We start from the raw sequence: 16,994 nt of genomic DNA on the forward strand, positions 1-16,994 counted from the left end.
GAAATGGTCTTGTTCTCCAACGGATCAATCTCTATGTCAGCGGTACAGGGTCATTGGCGCGAAGTATCCGAGCAAAGTTTGCCGACGGCAACTTTTTTAAATCCAGTCATCAGAACTTCCAGTCAAGTGTTGATCATCGTCGAACGCAAGGAAGACTGGGCCTCGTACTTTCCCAGCGAGGACATCGTCACGGCTCAGGAATACCTTGAGCAAACCCGTGACAGCGAACCTGGCAAACGGGTGCAGGTGATTAACCTGTGCCGCAGCTACAAGTACCTGGGGCACGGTTACTATTGCTCGCTGCTGGCAGAAGCCCGCGGCCACAAGGTGATTCCATCGGTCCGCACCATCAGCGAACTGACGAAGAAATCGCTTTACGGCCTGGCGCTGGACGACCTCGATAAAACCCTGGAAAAAGCCCTCAGCCATCATCTGTACAGCGATACCGAAGGTTTCACCCTGACACTTTACTTCGGCAAGACGCATATCGAGCCGCTGCAGGATCTGGCCCGGCAATTGTTTGAAGTGTTTCCGTGTCCGATTCTGCTAGTTGAGTTTCGCCGAACTAACGGCTGGCACATCGAGGGTATAAAGTCCGGCGCCCTGCACAAGTTGCGCGACGATCAGGAAGATCAGTTCGCCAATGCGCTGGACGGCTTTAGCCGTAAAGTCTGGCGAGTGCCGCGCTCGCCGCAAGTGGCGCGTTATGACTTGGCGATTCTGCACGATCCACAAGAAGCCTTGCCGCCGTCAAACGCCAAGGCACTGGAGAATTTCGTGCGGGTCGGCAAGCGTATGGGCATCGATGTCGAGCTGATCGAACGCAAGGACTACGCGCGGCTCGCCGAGTACGACGGCCTGTTGATTCGCGAGACTACCAGCGTCGACAACCACACCTATCGCTTCGCGAAAAAAGCCGAGAGCGAAGGGTTGGTGGTCATGGATGACCCGACGTCGATTCTGCGTTGCACCAACAAGGTCTATCTGACTGATCTGCTCAACAGCCATCAACTGGGTATGCCCGCTACGGAAATTCTCTACAAGGAACGACCGGAAGATTTCGAACGGGTCGGCGAACGCCTCGGTTTTCCGCTGGTGCTGAAGATCCCCGACGGCTGTTTTTCTCGCGGGGTGATCAAGGTTGAAAGCCAGCAGGCGCTGCTTGAGGCTACCGCTGAATTGTTCGAACACTCGGTATTGCTGTTGGCTCAGGAGTTTTTCTACACCGAGTACGACTGGCGCATCGGCGTGCTCAACCGCAAACCGATCTTCGCCTGCCAATACTTCATGTCCAAGGGCCACTGGCAAATCTACAACCACAAGGCCAAGGGCCAGGACATCAATGGCGAGTGCCGCACCCTGGCGGTTCACGAGGCACCGCGGGCAGTGGTGGAATTGGCGGTCAAAACCGCGAACCTGATTGGCGACGGCCTCTACGGCGTGGATCTGAAACAGGCTGGCGACAAAGTGGTGGTGATCGAGGTGAACGACAATCCGAACCTCGATGCCGGCATCGAAGACGCCTATTTGCAGGACGATCTGTATTCACTGGTGCTGGAGGAGTTTGTGCGACGGCTGGAACTCAAGCGTCGCGGCCAGGCCTGGTGAAGCGCCGATGATCAGCAGTTTCGCATTGAGTCACGGCGCGTTGCAGCGGGTGGAACGGCTGGATGCCGAGGTGATGCTGTTCAGCAATCCCGATGCTGCCGAGCGCGACTTGCTCCACACTCACTACAAGGTCGACGAACACGCGCTGGCCTCGGCGCTGGATCCGGACGAAGTCTCGCGAATCGAGTTTCACCCCGACCACTTGTTCCTGATCTGGAAGCGCCCGGAAAACTATTCCGGCGGTGGCAGCCTGGCGTTTGAAGTGTCGTCCTGCGGCCTGCTGTTTTCACCCGGTCAGTTGCTGGTGATCGCCACCGACGACACGCCATTGCATGGCATCGGCACGCGCCAGCCGCTCAATGCGCCGCTGGATGTGTTGCTCGATTTGCTGTTCAACAACATCCACCATTATCTTGGCCACCTGAAGGTGATCAAACTGGTCGCCCGTGAGCTTCAACAGAAGTTCAACACCTCGATGCAGAACCAGCATCTGGTGCAGATGTTCAACCTCAGCGAAAGCCTGATCTATTACATCAACGCCCTGCACAGCAACGGAGCAGTGCTGACGCGGCTGCGCAATCACGCGGAAAAACAGCACTTCGGCAGCGAGGCGATCGGGTTGATCGACGACCTGATCATCGAGAACAACCAGTGCTACAAACAGGCAGAGATCTACTCAACGGTGTTTTCCGGGCTGATCGATGCGCGCGGCAATCTGATGAACAACAGCATGAACAATCTGCTGCGCAAGCTGACGTTGATCAACGTGGTGTTTCTGCCGTTGAACCTGATTGCCAGTATTGGCGGGATGTCGGAGTTCAGCATGATGACGGCGGGGACGCCGTGGTGGATTTCCTACCCGGTGTTTCTGATGGTGATGTTGCTCGGGGCGGGGGGAATGTTGTTTGGGCTGCGGCGGTTGGCCCAGTGATCGGTGGTGACTTGGCCGACGCTGTCGCGAGCTAGGCTCACTCCTACAAATTGGAACGCGTTTCTCTGTAGGAGTGAGCCTGCTCGCGATGGCGTATTCAGCAATACCGGAAACCCGGATCAGCTCACCGGGTTCGCCGCTGCGAACTTCCGGCGCTCCCGAACCCCACGCACCACCAGATACAACAGTGGCCCAATCGACACAAATACTGCCGTCAGCAACAGATACGGCACCACCGACCAGACCGACATCCCTCGCGACTGTGCATCCTTGACCATCCACACCCCGGCCAGCGTCGCCAGCAGATACAGATCAATCACCACCTGCGCCGTGTCCGGACGCGACATCAGGCTGATACCGAAGTCGATCAACGACTGTTCGGCCTGGAGCATCACCGACACGGTGTAGCCAGTAAACGCAATCAACGCCGTGAGGGGCAGGGCGACAGGCATCATGTATTCCTTCCTTGGGGTGATGAGCAGAATCGCCAGCCTACCTTGGCATCCCCAAATAAGCCATTGACTCGCCGGCCGCCGCCGGGCTAATTTCAGGCCCATGACTTCCACCGTATTGCGCTGCCAGCCAAGCATTATTACCGCCATTCCTCATTTGGCGGGCTAGCTCACGACTGCAGCACCCAACCCGCCCTAGAGGCGGGTTTTCATTTTCTGTCTCCGGGGTTCTGATCAAAACGTCAGGAGACGACCATGCCGCACAGCCCTGTCCAACAAGCCCTGCTTGAGCAGTACGTGAAAAAGATCCTTGCCGCGCCGGTCTACGACATTGCTGTGCGCACCCCGTTGCAAGCGGCGCCGGCGCTGTCCGAGGCGCTGGGCAACCGGATCCTGCTCAAGCGCGAAGACTTGCAACCGACGTTCTCCTTCAAGATCCGTGGCGCCTACAACAAGCTGGTGCAATTGAGTGATGCGCAGAAAGCACGCGGCGTAATCACCGCGTCAGCGGGTAATCATGCCCAGGGCGTGGCCCTGGCGGCACGGGAACTGGGGATGGCGGCGACCATCGTCATGCCGTTGACCACGCCCGAACTGAAGGTGCTTGGGGTGCGAAGTCGGGGCGCCGAGGCGTTGCTGCACGGCGAAAGTTTTCCGTTTGCTCTTGCCCATGCGCTGCAACTGGCCGAGCAAACCGGGCGCACTTTCGTTTCACCGTTCGATGACCCGGACGTGATCGCCGGGCAAGGTACGGTGGCCATGGAAATCCTGCGTCAGCATCAGGGGCCGCTGGAGGCGATCTTCGTTCCGGTGGGCGGTGGCGGCCTGATCGCCGGTATCGCGGCATACGTCAAATACCTGCGGCCGGAGGTGCGCATCATCGGTGTTGAATCGGAGCACTCCGCCTGCTTGAAGGCAGCGTTGCAAGCGGATGCGCGTGTGATGTTGCCCAGTGTCGGGACGTTCGCCGATGGCGTGGCCGTGGCGCAGATCGGCGCGTATGGTTTCGAAGTGTGTCGGTTTTGCGTGGACGAGGTTGTCACCGTCAGCAATGACGAGCTCTGCGCCGCGATCAAGAACATCTACGACGATACCCGCTCGATCACCGAACCTTCCGGCGCGTTGGCGGTGGCCGGGATCAAACAATACGTGGCGCGCAACGGTGTTCGCGACCAGACCTTCGTCGCGATCGACTCGGGCGCCAACATCAATTTCGACAGCCTGCGCCACGTCGCCGAGCGCGTCGCGGTATGCGGCGTCCCGGCGTGATAACGCTCAGGGCAGTAGCGGGCGCAGAAAACTGCGCTCGTAGCTGACGATGAATTTTTTCTGCACCAGCGATTCCACCAGCGCCGTGCTTTCCGGATCGGTCAGCGCGATGTGCCGGTAGCTTTCATAATCGGCCAGCGATGGAAAGCTGAACAGGCAATAAGCGATGTTGCTCGCGCCCTCGGACGGCAGGAAGTAGCCGTGATGAGTACCGCCCAACCGCTCGACGATGCCCAGCCAGGCTTTGGCGTAGGCCTCGAACTCGGTCAGTTGGTACGGATCGATCACGTATCGCACATGGCAGGTAATCACATTTGGCGCTCCCGGTTCAGGTCATTCCGCGATGGCGGTGCCAACCTTGTCCGAAGCCGACCAGACGCGATAGCGCACTTCGACGTCTTTCGGGGCGTAGATCACCAGCGGCAGCTTGCTGTTGTAACGCAGCATGAAGCCATCACCGACGACCGGCACAAATGCGCGCTTTTTCTGAGTGCCAGGCGGGCACGCCATCAGTGTGCTCATCGGGCCGATGACTTTTTCCAGTCGGTAGAACGGGTAACCCCAGCCTTCGAGATTTTTCTCATCCAGGGCGCCGCCCAGACGCTGGCTATTGCAGTCGACTTCCAGGGTTTTGCCGGCAAGGACTTCAACCTGGAAATTCTCTTCCTGTTCTTGCTTGGGCAGGTAGATGACCTGACGGGTAAAGCCGTTTTCCGCCTTGGGGTAAGGCGCAACGTCTTCCAGTTTGGCCCCGTGGGCGAAGGTGGACAGGCCGGCAACGAGCAGACCGATTGTCGCGTGAACGCTTAAAGAACCCATGAAAGCCTCCTGGCGGGTGTAGGGTGGAGTGACCGGCATTCTCACTGTCATGGTCGATGAATGCAAACCGGCGTCGACGTGCATATTGCAGTGTCCAAGTGGGGCATTCTTGCAATTTGCAACTGGCCAATGACTGGCCACCGCGCCAAGTGCTTGATTTATCGAGGGTCAAAATGACCCGATGAAAGGCACGGTTTATGCGTCTACTTGGTGCAGCGCACCGCGTTCGGGCGCCTACACTCCAAGAAGCATTTCGCTGTACAACCGTTTGCCGCACCAGGGAATCAGCGGGGAAACACCCGTGAAGGGGCAGCAAAAGCGGTCAACGTGAAGAGTTGATTGGCAGTTTCATCAATAAGGAGAGGTTCACCATGTTTCTGTCTGCCTTGGAACTACGCAATATCATTGAAAGCAGTTTTCTGCCTAAACGCTGCCAGTGCACGCTGTCGCCAGACCTGTCGATGACCGTCAAGGTATTCGGTGACCACCAGACTGACCAGGTTGATTTGCACGTCAGCGGGATCGATGCCAGCCATCTCAATGGCTGCCGCGAGATCAACGAACTGATTGCCGGCCTGCGCTCGGATCTGGCGGATCAAACCACGCAACCGCATTACAGTCCTCGCTCCAGAGCGCTTTAACTCACCGTTTCACCCAGTTCGACCGTCACGCGCCGGGCCTGCACAAAGCCAAGGCCCAGCGCGAACTCGACCAGCACCGCGAGCAGAATCCCGGGACCGGCATGGCCGTTGAGCCATTCGCCGAAACCCAGCACCGCCAAACCAAAACAACCGACGATAAACCCGTTGCTCAGGGCATTGCGACCCAGTGATGGCGGAGCGCTGCGCACCAGATAAAACATCACCCCCAACGCCGCAAACAGCACCGCACTGCGCCGCGCAACAAAACCGGCAGCGGACGAATACTCAATGCTCCAGATCGCCAGCAACACCTCAGGGAAAAAGCCCCAGACCAGCGCCAGCACAAAACACAACGAAGAAGTGATGATCGACAACGTACGAAACGACAACTGCATGGCGAGTCCTTGCGGCAGTGTGGAGGGGCCCCGAGCATAACCCGCGAACCCTCCAGCGCCTACCGCAACCCCGCAAATCAGAGCCTTCTGTCAGTTCTGGTCACTGCAGGCGTCGGACATTTTCCGGTAGGTGATTTCCTCAGGCTTCCCGGCATTGTCGATGTACTTCATGTCAGCAGTAACGACTTTGCACTGACGAGTGGGTTGCTCGGTCATGGAGATCACTTTGTTCACATGCAACGGCATGCCGTACTGATAGGGGACAGGCTTGGTTGTGGCGGTGGTGTCATTGGCCTGAGCCACTCCGGCGAATGCGGTGCAGGCGAGGGCGGAGGTGAGCAGTAGCGTGCGAATGTTCATGGATCGGACTCCCGTGCGACGGAATGAGCGTTCGGCACCATGCCGGCCGAACCTGCCGCACTCGGCGCCAGCCAGCGGCTGAGGTGTGCGGTTCAGTACAGTCTTGGACTGCGGCGTTAAGTGATGGTTAACCTGGCTGAACGCCGGCTGTCTGGGAGAGGGATGATTTCTTTGGGATGCGGGGCCGATTCCTACAAGGATGGATGCTTTGTCTGCTTTCGGCGGCGGGAGCGGGGCGGGGATGGTTTGGCGTCGCTGCAAAATCAGCGATTCGGGTTTGGTCACCTGAGCACGACACCATTGCAGATGTGCCATCATTTGCGCTGCGGACTTCTATGTCTTTGCAGTGCGCTGTTATGGCGGCTGTGTGCAGGGCGCCTTCGGGCGAGCTGAGTTTTGGCGTTGTCTCAGTTGACCAATCCTGCATGCGGCCGCCTCCCACTGTTTGGTCACGGTACTGGCGGTTACTTTCTAAAATATCGAGTAATCAAAATGCCAATACTAAACCCGCTCCCAAACCGCTATCACCCGCTCAACAGCGGCGTCACCGACAGCGCGCCAATAGTCATCGACACCCAAGCCAACCCCCAAGACATCCTCGAGTCCGCCGTCCAGCGCATCCGCGCCTGCAGCGACCTGCTCGAAACCCTGCACTGCATGTGCTTCCGCCATGGCGATGTTCAGGACATTCCACACATTACCCATGCGCTGTACCTGCTGGCGCAGGACGGCAATGATTTGCTGCAAGTTGCGCAGCAGCAGATGCTGGATTGGAAGGCGCCGGTTTGATGCCTTGAATGCGAACGGGAGTATGGTCGCGTTGGGCGAACCTCACGCCATCTACTCCTCCCGTTTGTATGATTCTCGTGCCCTTGAATTCGAATAAAACAAGCTAACGGCTTAGTTTGTCAGGGAAGAAGGACAGGGGAGGGTGCATGGATATCCATTTTTCTGATTGCTCTTTAGCTTCCAATATTTGCGAAGGAGTCAACTTGGAAGCAATGAGGGGAAGCTTGTATTTAACATTTTCCTGCATTCCGCCCCCGCCATCCAAGCTACTTAGAGAAAAATAAGCGAGTATCCCTTTACAGGATCATACGGGAAGCCATAGGTGTAGGGCTCGTGAGCTAAATATGAACCGTATCCATATATGGACTCTGCGTAACCTGATACTGCAGCTTGCTCATTCCAATGTCGGAAGCCTTCAATATCTCCCTTCTCAAAAAGAATAGCAGCCAACTCCATCATTGATCTAGGGTTCCCGCCTTCAGCTGAAAGTTTGTACCATTTTTCAACTGCCTCACTTCGCTTTCATGGTAGCAAAAAACCCTCACCTTGCTTAAGTGAAGTGGCAAGCCAGTATTGTGCAAGAGCATTTCCTGAAGTTGCAGATCGTTCTAGCCAAGTATCATCTAGAGTGATTTCATACATTATGTACATCGCTTCTGCGTCGCCAGCATTTGCTTTTTGTTGGGCTAATTGTTTTGCTTGGTTTAACCAATCTATAGGTGCTTTCTGCGAAGCGGGACATTCGTTGGATATATCGCATAGGTCGTGTTCGATACGCCCTAACTGAACCATGGCATAAAGATAGTTTTGACCTGCAGACGCCTCGTACCATTTTCTGGCAGCTATATTCATGTAATGATTTTTCGCTCGGAGGGCTTCACCTAAATAATATTGGGCTTCTGCGTCGCCAGCCTCTGCTGCGATTGTCAAAAAGGAAATGGCTGAAGTGGCCGTATATTGGTTATAGAGTATAATGCCTTCGTTTTTAGCGATTTTCTGCTGTGCGTCCAGTTGGGCTTCCGCGTGAGAAGAAAGCATGAATAGCAGGGAAAAGGCCAAATAATTCATGGATTCTATCAGTTCAACTCGCCAGAAAAGAGATAATGCTAAGCTTGGTTTTCAACGACTTAGTTTGTCCGGGTAGAACGAAAGTGGTGCGTGAGTCGCCTTCCATTCTTTTGCAAATTTTTTACCTTCTGCAATTTGCTCAGCTGTCATCTTTGCTTCAATTTTCGGTAACTTACTCTCCACTCTTTCTTGTAAGCCTCCACCGCCGTCTAGCTCCTTCAAGGTGTAAACGAGGGCATAACCTTTAACGACATCGAATGGGAATCCATACGTGTCTGGCTCATGAGCAAGATCAGAACCGTAACCATAAACTGTTGTGGCGTAGCTTGCTAAAGCTGCTTGCTCATTCCAATGACGGAAACCTTCAATGTCACCTTTTTCATAAAGAAGGGCTCCGTATTCCATCATGGAGGGCGGGTACCCACTCTCAGCTGAAGCTTTGAATAATTTTTCAACCGCTTCCGAGCGTTTCCATGGAAGGAAAAAACCGTCTCCCTGATTGTAGCTCTTAGCTAATAAGTACTGTGAGATTTGGTGGTTTTTTGCGGCTGCTTTTTCTAGCCAAGTTGTATCGAGCGTTAATTCATACATTATGTACATGGCTTCTGCATTTCCATCTTCTGCCTTAGGCTGAGCGATGCTTGATGCTTGATTCAACCAGTCTGATGGTTTTTTTTCTGTGGCAGGGCAGTCGTCTGATAATTTACATAGATCATTTTTTACTCGCCCAAGCTGGATCATTGCATAAAGATCCCCTTGGTCAGCTGCCATTTCATACCACTTTTTAGCTTCAGGATTCATGTAGGTATTTTTTTGCCGTAATGACTCAGCTAGATAATATTGTGCCTCATGGTCTCCAGCCTCTGCCGCTATTCTCAGTAGAGGAGTTGCAGAGATAGTTTTAAACTGATTGTAAAGAATTATACCGCTGGACTTCATTGCAAGTTCGGAGTCGGTGAGTGCCAATGTAGTAGGGGCAAAAGTGACTAGCAAAAATCCTGCGATAGAAAGTTTCATCATGCTCAGCGGCTAAGTTTGTCAGGAAAGAAAGAGATGGGAGGGTGCGACGCAGCCCACTCTTTAGAAAACTTTTTGGCTGCTTCAATTTGTTCAGCGGTCATTTTTGCGGCGATTCGAGGTAGCGTGTATTCAACGTTTTCCTTCATGCCACCACCCCCGTCTAGCTCGGACAGCCAGTATATAAGTGCATAGCCTTTGATTAGGTCGAGGGGGTATCCGAATGTATCAGGCTCATGTGCTAAATCTGCACCATATCCGAAAACAGTAGTTGCGTACCCTGTAAGTGCTGTCTTTTCAACCCAACTACGATATCCTTCTACATCGCCTCGTTCATACAAAAGAGCAGCATAATTCATCATCGCCTTAGGGTAGCCACGTTCAGCCGAAAGCTTAAACCACTTTTCAACTGCTTCGCTTCGCTTCCAGGGCAGAAAAAAGCCGTCACCTTGCTTGATGGAGACCGCCATCCAGTACTGTGCAAGTGCATTTCCCGCAGATGCGGATTTTTCCAACCAAGCATCCTCTAGCGTAATCTCATACATTATGTACATCGCTTCCGCGTCGCCAGTATCTGCTTTTTCTTTCGCTATTTTTTTTGCCTGATTTAACCACTCTATTGCCGGCTTCTGCGAAGGAGAGCAGTCGTTAGAGATTTCGCACATGTCATGCTCAATGCGGCCCAATTGGATCATGGCATAGAGATCATCCTGGCCTGCTGACGCTTCATACCATTTCTTGGCGTCCTCGTTCATATAATGATTTTTCTTACGAAGAGCTTCTGCTAAATAATATTGAGCTTCGTGGTCGCCCGCTTCTGCTGCTGTTGTTAAAAACGGAATTGCAGAAGTGGCTTTGTATTGATTGTATAGATTTATGCCTTGTTGTTTTGCGGAGTCTTGGTTTGGCGTTATCTGGGAATTTGCTTGGCAGCCAAGTGGCAGCAGTAGTAATAAAGTGAAAATTATTCTGGTTGTCATGAGTATTCTGCGTGACATCTTATTTTGCTCCTTCAGGATCTCGGGTCGGAGCTGTATGGGTTGCTGAAAGGAGGCCATAAAAAAATAAGGATTGTAAGTTGGCAGAAATGCAGGCAGCCTACAACCCATAAGTATGTCGCCAAGTCTATAAATAATCTGAATTAATTGCCAAGCTTGTCTGGAAAAAAAGAAAGTGGTGGATGAGTGGCTTTCCAGTCCTTTGCCACTTTTAGTGACTCTTCAATTTGTTTTGGGGTCATTTTTTCGCGTATTTCTTCACTTTTTCTCTCAACATATCTCCCGATTCCGCCACTGTCCTCAAGCTCTTTAAGAAGCGTGAATAGCGCATAACCTTTGACCAAGTCTAGTGGGTAGCCTATTTTGTCTGGTGTATGCGCTATGTAGGCGCCGTAATTGCTTATGGCGGCTTGATCGCCAGTCGCTGCTGCAGTTTCAAGCCAGTGGCGCATGCCTATGACATCTCCTTCTTCGAATAAAACTTGTAGATAATCCATCATTGCTTTTGGGTGTCCGCCCTCAGATGAAAGTAGTAGCCATTTTTTGACAGAGGCCTCGCGTTTTCCAGGAATCAAGAAAAAACCTTCACCTTGGCGTTCGCTTACAGCCATCCAATATTGTGCAGTCGGATATCCTGCATTTGCGGATTTCTCTAGCCATTCACGATTAAGAGTGATCTCATACATCAGATACATGGATTCAGGATCACCTTGTTGTGCTCTTGGCAAAACTAGCTCATTAGCTAATTCAAACCATTCTGCTTGTGTTTTTTTTGATCGTGAGCAGTTGCGCATTTCCTGGCAGGTTTCACTTTTGAATCGCCCCAGTTGGATAATTGCATATACATCGTTATTTTCTGCTGCGGACTCATACCAGTGAAGTGCCTCTGGAGTCATGTAGCTGTTGCGCTTTCGAATAGCCTCGCCCAAGTAATATTGCGAGGTTGTATTTCCAGATTTTGCTTCTTTTTCTAATTCGGGAAAAGCTGCGTCAATTTTTAGTTGGTTATATAGGACTGCGCCCGGCGAGACTACTTGCTCTTGCTGTTTCAATGGGCTGGCTTTACAGATGGTAAAAAGTGAAGCTGCTAAGAGAAATGCTAACGCTTTCATCAAAATCAGCGGCTTAATTTGTCTGGAAAAAAAGAGAGTGGTGGATGTGAATTCTTCCATTGAGCAGCAAAATTCTCTGCTTCCTTTATTTGATCGGGAGTCATTTTCTCTGCTATTTCAGGCAGCACTTCCTCCACATATGACTGCATGCTTCCGCCTTCATTAAGCTCTTTGAGAAGAGATGTAAGTGCATATCCCTTTACTAAGTCAAGTTCAAATCCGAACCGTTCATAGGCATGAGCTAAATAAGCGCCATAGCTAGTAACTCCACTTTCATATCCTTTTTCGGCGGCAACTTTTATCCAGTGTCGTGCGACCTCAAGATCACCGCCGCTTTCATGTATATAGGCTGCATACTCCATCATTGCTCGCGGATTTCCGCCTTCGGCAGATGCTTTAAACCAGTTTCCGACCGATTCTTTTCGCTTCCATGGGAGAAAGAATCCTTCTCCCTGTCTGGTGCTGATTGCCATCCAAAATTGAGCGGTAGGATTGCCGGAATTTGCAGACTTTTCTAACCAATCACGATTCAATGTAATTTCATACATTACGTATATGGCCTCCGCGTCACCTTTTTCTGCCAAAAGTTCCGCAAGTGAACGTGCATTTTTTAGCCAGTCGACAGGAGGTTTACCGGAATCAGGGCAATTACTCATTACTCTGCAAAGATCGTTGCCACTCCGCCCCAACTGAATCATGGCATATAAATTTTCTTGCGCAGCAGCGGCCTCATACCATTCTTTAGCTTCTGAAGTCATGTAGCGATTGCGCTTTCGAAGAGCCTCTCCTAAATAGTATTGTGATTCCGAGATTCCCGACTGTGCTTCTTTTTTTAGTTCAGCTATAGCAGAGTCTATTTTTAGCTGGTTGTATAAAGTTATTCCCTTGGTCAATCCGTTTTCTTGTGCTGCGACTGCGCACGTTTCGGTGAGCGCAGAAATAACTATCGCTAAGATCCGAAAATATACGCTCACTAAAATTAATATCCTAGCTTGTCAGGGTAGAACGAGAGAGGCGGGTGGTTGGCCTTCCACGTTTTTGCGAGGTCTTTCGCTATTTCTATTTGCGCTTTTGACATGTTTTTTTCTATATCGGGCAAGGTGTCATTGACGTCTCGTATTACATTGCCTCCGCCATTAAGTTCCAGCAGGTTTGACAGTAAAGCATGTGATTTTATCGGGTCGAAGACGAAGCCGTATTTTGAGTTCTCTTCGCCTATGTAGGATGCATATCCAAATACACCTTCTACGAAGCTCGACTCAGCTGCTTTTTCGTTCCAGCTTCTGAACGAGGCTAAATCTTTTTTTTCGATCATGATCGCGGCTAACCCCATCATCGCAGGTGGGTAACCATTTTCCGCAGAGGCCTTCATCCATCGTTCGATAGCTTGGTTGCGCCTGGAGGGTAGTAAAAATGAACCACTTCCTTCTTGGTATTTAGTCGCCAGACGGAACTGTGCAAATGCGAATCCGTTCTCTGCTGATTTTTCCAACCAGTCATCGTTCCCTGTCATTTCATATAACAGGTACATCGATTCGCTATCTCCCTGCGTTGATCGTTGAATTGCAAGGCTTTTAGCTTTGATTACCCAACTGCTAGGAGATTCTTCACCCGGTGGACAGTTTTTCATGGTTGAACACAAGTCGTCTTCAATTCTCCCGAGGCGAATCATAGAGTAGATATTCCCCTTTCTTGCGGAACTTTCATATGCTTTTTTAGCTTCCGGAGTCATGAAGCGGTTGTTTTTTCTTAATGCCTCACCCAGATAATAAAGTGCTTCATCATCACCGCCTTCGGCCGCTATTTTGAGTGGTTCGATTGCAGAAATAGCCTTGTATTGATTGTAAAGCTCTATACCTTTTTTCTTTGCCTCCTGTTGTTGTGAAGTAAGCTCCGCATTCGCGTTTACGCACATTAAAAGAAAAACTGCAAAAAAAGGTGTGCGGATTAAGTTTGACTTTGTTTTCAATTTTATATGCTCGCAGGGGGCAAGTATTTTACGGATGTGCTCGGTATGTAACTGTTTTCACCCATTACAATTTTACAAGCTCCATCAATGCGCTGACCTAATATTTTTGAATTTTCCTTGTAGCGGGCTCTTGATTTATTTCCCCTTGGGTCGGTAAAACTGAGTACCGGATCACTCATGAAAGTATCGAGTAAATGACGGTTTTCACAATATTTTTGACCGATATCAACTGGTTCAATTCCAAACTTATTCATGCTTGCGCAGGCTAGTTCAAATTGTTTTTGAGCCTCTTCCAGTGCGTCCTTTTCTTTTGCGTTAGTGACTATGTGGTCAATAATTATCCCAATTGCTACCTGCTGAGTTAAATGTGCTTTGTCTTTTGGGTAGGTTTGCTTGCTGAAAGTTGGCGGCGTGTCACTTTCTTTTGTATTGGCGTTAATTGAGAAGTCTGCTGGGGTGGAGATAAGAGTCATTAAAATGGGGCCGAGTGCCGCCGGAGTGGCTTCCACAACCCATGCTTTTAGCTCTTCTGGATTTTGGTATTCAACAATGGCATGAGCAATTGGGCCGCCTTTTCCTCCGCTGGTCATTGCGTCATATAAGTCCATGACTAAATTCCAACCCATAAGATAGGACATTTCCACACTAAGTCCAGCTGCTCCTAATGCGTTCAGCGCGGATGCGAACTTTCCTGCTTCAGGTTCCATCCACTCTACCTTTCTGCCTTTCGCTTTGTGCAGCTCCTTGCGGTACAAGTTGATTAGGTCAACTACTGCCTCATAACCAACTTCGAATTTAAAGCTGCCGTTAGCACCAGGACCCAGCACTACCGCCGCTTTCAAGTTCAGAATAAAGCGCCCCTTATCCAGAGACACCTGCGCCGTTCCCTGGAATCCTGCGCCCAGCGCAACCCCCACAGACCCACTCAGCTTGGCAAGCGTCAACCATGGATTGGCTTTTTTCGCATCTTTATCGCTGCCGATACCCATTGTTGGAGCGGTGCGCAGGGCGACCAGTTCTTTAGGTGGTGCCCAGTTCAGTGCGCCGGTGAGTTCGATGGCGGCTTGCAAGCCTCCGAAAACATTGAAAGTCGCTTTCGCTCCGTTTTCGATCTGGACATTGGCGGCACGCCCGGTCAGCACTTGGTCTGTGCTTTTGGTGCTGGCAACGGTGCCGGATTTGGACTTGTGTTCAAGATCGGGAGTAGGGCTGTTGTCGCCGCTGTCGGCCTTGGCTTTCTTGGCCGCATCGTGATCTGCACGTTCTTCTTTGGCTGATGCGTCTTCACGCTGTGCGCGTTTGACCGGGCTGAGGGAGGCGCCGTATTTGACGTTGCCGAGGATGGGGCTCAACTCCACGCTGCCGGCTAGCAGCAACGATGCTCCGGCGTAGCCCCATGCCTTCACACCAAAGTGGAAGGAGAAGCGGCCGAAATTCATTTTTTGCGGGCTGCCGTCCAGGAAGTAATCAAGCGTGATGTCTTGAGCACTGGCTTTGGCAGGCATGTCGACTTTCAACAACTGAACTTCGCCACGGGCCAGGTCCAGGCTCAAGCCCATCTCGCCAGATATCTGGAAGCCCTCGGCGGCAGACATTTTTGGGCCTTCGAGCTTCACTTCACCGTGAATGCTTGGCTGTGGCGGCGTCAGGCAGCGGACGAATTGCGCCTGGGGACTGGCATCGAAGAGTCTTACTTTGCCGCGCACACTTTTCTTGAACACCAGTTGCTGAAGGTGCTTGCCCCAGTTAGTCAGCGCCGCGTCGTCCTCCAGCTCAGTGACCTTATAGCCTTGTTTTTTCAGGTAAGCATAAAAGTCTTTGGCTTTGAACCAGCCTTTTCCATCGAAACAGTCGCCGACTTGATCGCTGAACTTTATGGCGCCCTGATCTAGAAGCCATTGGCGGAAAGAATTGATTTCACTGTTTTTATCGGAGCCTTCAGTTGCGTCCGCGGGCAAACTTTGAGTGACCTTTTTTACTGAGCCGGCCGCTTTTTTTGAATCCTCTTTCATGATCTTTTTTGCGTCTTTCAGGTTCGCCATGCTGAACCAGCTCAAGGGCGTGCCTTTGGCGTCAGAAAGACTGACTTCACGCAGCGGAAAGCCCGGTTTCACCATGCGGTCCACCGGTTTTGGCTGGAACTCTTCCGGTTCCCAAACCAGAAAACGCCCTGGTTTGCTAGTGCTGACATTACTTTGGGCTGTGGCCTGAAGGTCGTCTTTTATTTTTTGCAGGCGATCCCATTCGGTACGTTCCGCATCAACCAGGCCTGCTGGCGCTTGGGCATTCTGGCCTGTTGCCTCGATCCAGCGCTTGTATTTCTCCTGAAGCTGAGCTGTAACTTCCGCCTGCTTTTTCTCGGTATCCAGGTAGAGTTTGAACTTCTCGATACCGGATGGCAGGCCGTCACTGATCAAAGCGAATTCTGGAAGTGCGATGCCGTACTCAGACGCTTTGATAATGGATTCAGTGTAGGCATGGTAATCAAGCGCATCGGCGTTTTTGATGAGCGTATAAACATAGCCGACGAGATCGGCGGTGCAGTCATTCATGCCGCTGCAGATGTTTTCGTAACTTTTCTTCTTTTCCGCCAAGGCTTTGGCAACGTCTTCCAGCGGAACCTGCTTGAAGTCTTTGTTGCCGAGGAGTTTTTTGCGGGCCTCCAGATAAGCTTGCACGCGTGCGCGCGCTTCGATCGCTTCTTTGGAGTAGAGAGAGCCGCTTTCGTAGGTGTAGCCTTCCAGCTTCGCAGCCGCTACCGCTTCTTTTTTCAGCGCATGCCACTCAGCCCTCCGCTTGTAAAAATCGGCATAGGCGTTGTGGACGTCTTGCTGAGTAGCCAGATCTGCGGTTAGACGGTCCAGACGCGATTGCGGGGTGTCCTCTAACGGGGTCTGCGCAGGAGCCGTTGCCGGTTTTTTTCCGTTGGCTTCGTTTTGCCTCTTTTTGGCGGTGGCGGGATCGATTTCGATCTCATCCCCCATCGCCTCAAATTCTTCCATACGTGTACGCTTCGCACCCGTGAGGAAGTTGCTCAACTTGGGCTCAAGGAAGTATTCCAGCAAACCCGATTCTTGCAGCCCGTTCAGGCGTGCATCACGTGGTTTGCTGGGGGCAATCATTTTATCCAGCGCGAACATCGACTCTTTGATGGCGGACTTTGCCCGCTCAGGGAGTAGCCAGAACTCTTGTTCCTCTGTCGCATAAATGGCGCTCGCAAAAGTCTTGGAGCAGGGTGGGGCGTGAGGCTTGAAGGTCTTTGAGGAACCATCGGGAGAGTCCTTGACCGGATCCAGTTCAACCAAGTCTTCCGCAGAGCACTGCGTTGCAGCATTCGGAGCTGTCTCGGCAGGCGCTTTAGGCGCAGCGGGTGTCGAAGCAGCGGGTGAAGCTGAGGCGGATTGCGCGCTTTTAGGGACGCTCAGGTTCCATCCGACCTTGACGTTGTTCGGATCGGTGATGAAGGGGTTGAGTTGGCGAAGTTGCGCCACGTTGCTGTTGTAGCGCGAGGCAATCTGGCTCAGGGTTTCGCCGGGCATGACAGCGTGATTCGTGATTTCCATGGT

16 protein-coding genes and 1 pseudogene are annotated in these 16,994 nt (G+C 51.9%); 5 read left to right on the top strand and 12 right to left on the bottom strand.

Annotated features, from left to right (window positions below):
* The first annotated feature begins 33 nt into the window (after positions 1 to 33).
* Positions 34 to 1,608, top strand: a complete 1,575-nt coding sequence (locus LCH64_RS01335) for a RimK family protein (RefSeq protein WP_103483545.1) — start codon at positions 34 to 36, stop codon at positions 1,606 to 1,608.
* A gap of 7 nt (positions 1,609 to 1,615) precedes the next feature.
* Positions 1,616 to 2,539, top strand: a complete 924-nt coding sequence (locus LCH64_RS01340) for a magnesium transporter CorA family protein (RefSeq protein WP_103483544.1) — start codon at positions 1,616 to 1,618, stop codon at positions 2,537 to 2,539.
* Positions 2,540 to 2,658: 119 nt separating this feature from the next.
* Here the strand turns inward: LCH64_RS01340 and LCH64_RS01345 are convergent, their stop codons facing one another.
* Complete coding sequence (locus tag LCH64_RS01345) at positions 2,659 to 2,994, bottom strand: DUF2834 domain-containing protein (protein ID WP_226499248.1); 336 nt, start codon at positions 2,992 to 2,994, stop codon at positions 2,659 to 2,661.
* 252 nt (positions 2,995 to 3,246) lie between these two features.
* Between LCH64_RS01345 and ilvA the strand changes: the two are divergent.
* Positions 3,247 to 4,233: pseudogene (gene ilvA / locus LCH64_RS01350) on the top strand (threonine ammonia-lyase, biosynthetic); the annotation flags it as partial.
* 33 nt (positions 4,234 to 4,266) lie between these two features.
* Here the strand turns inward: ilvA and LCH64_RS01355 are convergent.
* Both LCH64_RS01355 and eco read right to left on the bottom strand, forming a co-directional pair.
* Positions 4,267 to 4,572, bottom strand: coding sequence for an NIPSNAP family protein (locus LCH64_RS01355; protein WP_003225174.1), 306 nt, complete (start codon positions 4,570 to 4,572; stop codon positions 4,267 to 4,269).
* A 21-nt stretch (positions 4,573 to 4,593) separates the two neighbouring features.
* Positions 4,594 to 5,079 (bottom strand): serine protease inhibitor ecotin, encoded by a 486-nt coding sequence (gene eco / locus LCH64_RS01360; RefSeq protein WP_103483540.1) that lies wholly within the window; start codon positions 5,077 to 5,079, stop codon positions 4,594 to 4,596.
* Between the two features lie 371 nt (positions 5,080 to 5,450).
* Here eco and LCH64_RS01365 point away from each other — a divergent pair, with 371 nt between their 5' ends.
* Positions 5,451 to 5,720 (top strand): DUF1652 domain-containing protein, encoded by a 270-nt coding sequence (locus tag LCH64_RS01365; RefSeq protein ID WP_226499249.1) that lies wholly within the window; start codon positions 5,451 to 5,453, stop codon positions 5,718 to 5,720.
* Here the strand turns inward: LCH64_RS01365 and LCH64_RS01370 are convergent.
* Both LCH64_RS01370 and LCH64_RS01375 read right to left on the bottom strand, forming a co-directional pair.
* The gene (locus LCH64_RS01370; RefSeq protein ID WP_003225169.1) at positions 5,717 to 6,115 is read right to left on the bottom strand and encodes a hypothetical protein; all 399 of its coding nucleotides are present in this window, start codon (positions 6,113 to 6,115) and stop codon (positions 5,717 to 5,719) included. The two genes, LCH64_RS01365 and LCH64_RS01370, sit on opposite strands and share 4 nt — an antisense overlap.
* Positions 6,116 to 6,205: 90 nt before the next feature.
* Positions 6,206 to 6,475 carry a DUF2790 domain-containing protein gene (locus tag LCH64_RS01375; protein WP_003225167.1) on the bottom strand — a complete coding sequence of 90 codons (270 nt, stop codon included), beginning with the start codon at positions 6,473 to 6,475 and terminating at the stop codon, positions 6,206 to 6,208.
* Positions 6,476 to 6,967: 492 nt separating this feature from the next.
* Between LCH64_RS01375 and LCH64_RS01380 the strand changes: the two genes are divergently transcribed.
* On the top strand, positions 6,968 to 7,264 hold the full coding sequence (locus LCH64_RS01380; protein WP_201137581.1) for a hypothetical protein: 297 nt from the start codon (positions 6,968 to 6,970) through the stop codon (positions 7,262 to 7,264).
* Between the two features lie 522 nt (positions 7,265 to 7,786).
* Here LCH64_RS01380 and LCH64_RS28320 read toward each other — a convergent pair.
* From LCH64_RS28320 to LCH64_RS01415, 7 genes are all read right to left on the bottom strand, one after another.
* Positions 7,787 to 8,332, bottom strand: coding sequence for a hypothetical protein (locus tag LCH64_RS28320; RefSeq protein ID WP_346269165.1), 546 nt, complete (start codon positions 8,330 to 8,332; stop codon positions 7,787 to 7,789).
* A 51-nt stretch (positions 8,333 to 8,383) separates the two neighbouring features.
* On the bottom strand, positions 8,384 to 9,349 hold the full coding sequence (locus LCH64_RS01390; protein ID WP_226499250.1) for a sel1 repeat family protein: 966 nt from the start codon (positions 9,347 to 9,349) through the stop codon (positions 8,384 to 8,386).
* 5 nt (positions 9,350 to 9,354) lie between these two features.
* A complete protein-coding gene (locus LCH64_RS01395) occupies positions 9,355 to 10,347 on the bottom strand; it encodes a sel1 repeat family protein (protein WP_226499251.1) in 993 nt (330 codons plus the stop codon).
* A 143-nt stretch (positions 10,348 to 10,490) separates the two neighbouring features.
* Positions 10,491 to 11,519: a sel1 repeat family protein gene (locus LCH64_RS01400; protein ID WP_226499252.1), complete on the bottom strand. Its 1,029-nt coding sequence runs from the start codon at positions 11,517 to 11,519 to the stop codon at positions 10,491 to 10,493.
* A complete protein-coding gene (locus tag LCH64_RS01405) occupies positions 11,465 to 12,433 on the bottom strand; it encodes a sel1 repeat family protein (RefSeq protein ID WP_226499253.1) in 969 nt (322 codons plus the stop codon). Before LCH64_RS01405 ends, LCH64_RS01400 begins: the two co-directional genes overlap by 55 nt.
* A gap of 5 nt (positions 12,434 to 12,438) precedes the next feature.
* Positions 12,439 to 13,428 (bottom strand): sel1 repeat family protein, encoded by a 990-nt coding sequence (locus tag LCH64_RS01410; protein WP_226499254.1) that lies wholly within the window; start codon positions 13,426 to 13,428, stop codon positions 12,439 to 12,441.
* A gap of 2 nt (positions 13,429 to 13,430) precedes the next feature.
* Positions 13,431 to 16,991 carry a LysM domain-containing protein gene (locus LCH64_RS01415; RefSeq protein WP_226499255.1) on the bottom strand — a complete coding sequence of 1,187 codons (3,561 nt, stop codon included), beginning with the start codon at positions 16,989 to 16,991 and terminating at the stop codon, positions 13,431 to 13,433.
* Positions 16,992 to 16,994: the final 3 nt, after the last annotated feature.

The organism is Pseudomonas sp. MWU16-30322 (assembly GCF_020515535.1).
GTDB classification, from domain to species: Bacteria; Pseudomonadota; Gammaproteobacteria; order Pseudomonadales; family Pseudomonadaceae; genus Aquipseudomonas; species Aquipseudomonas fluorescens_H.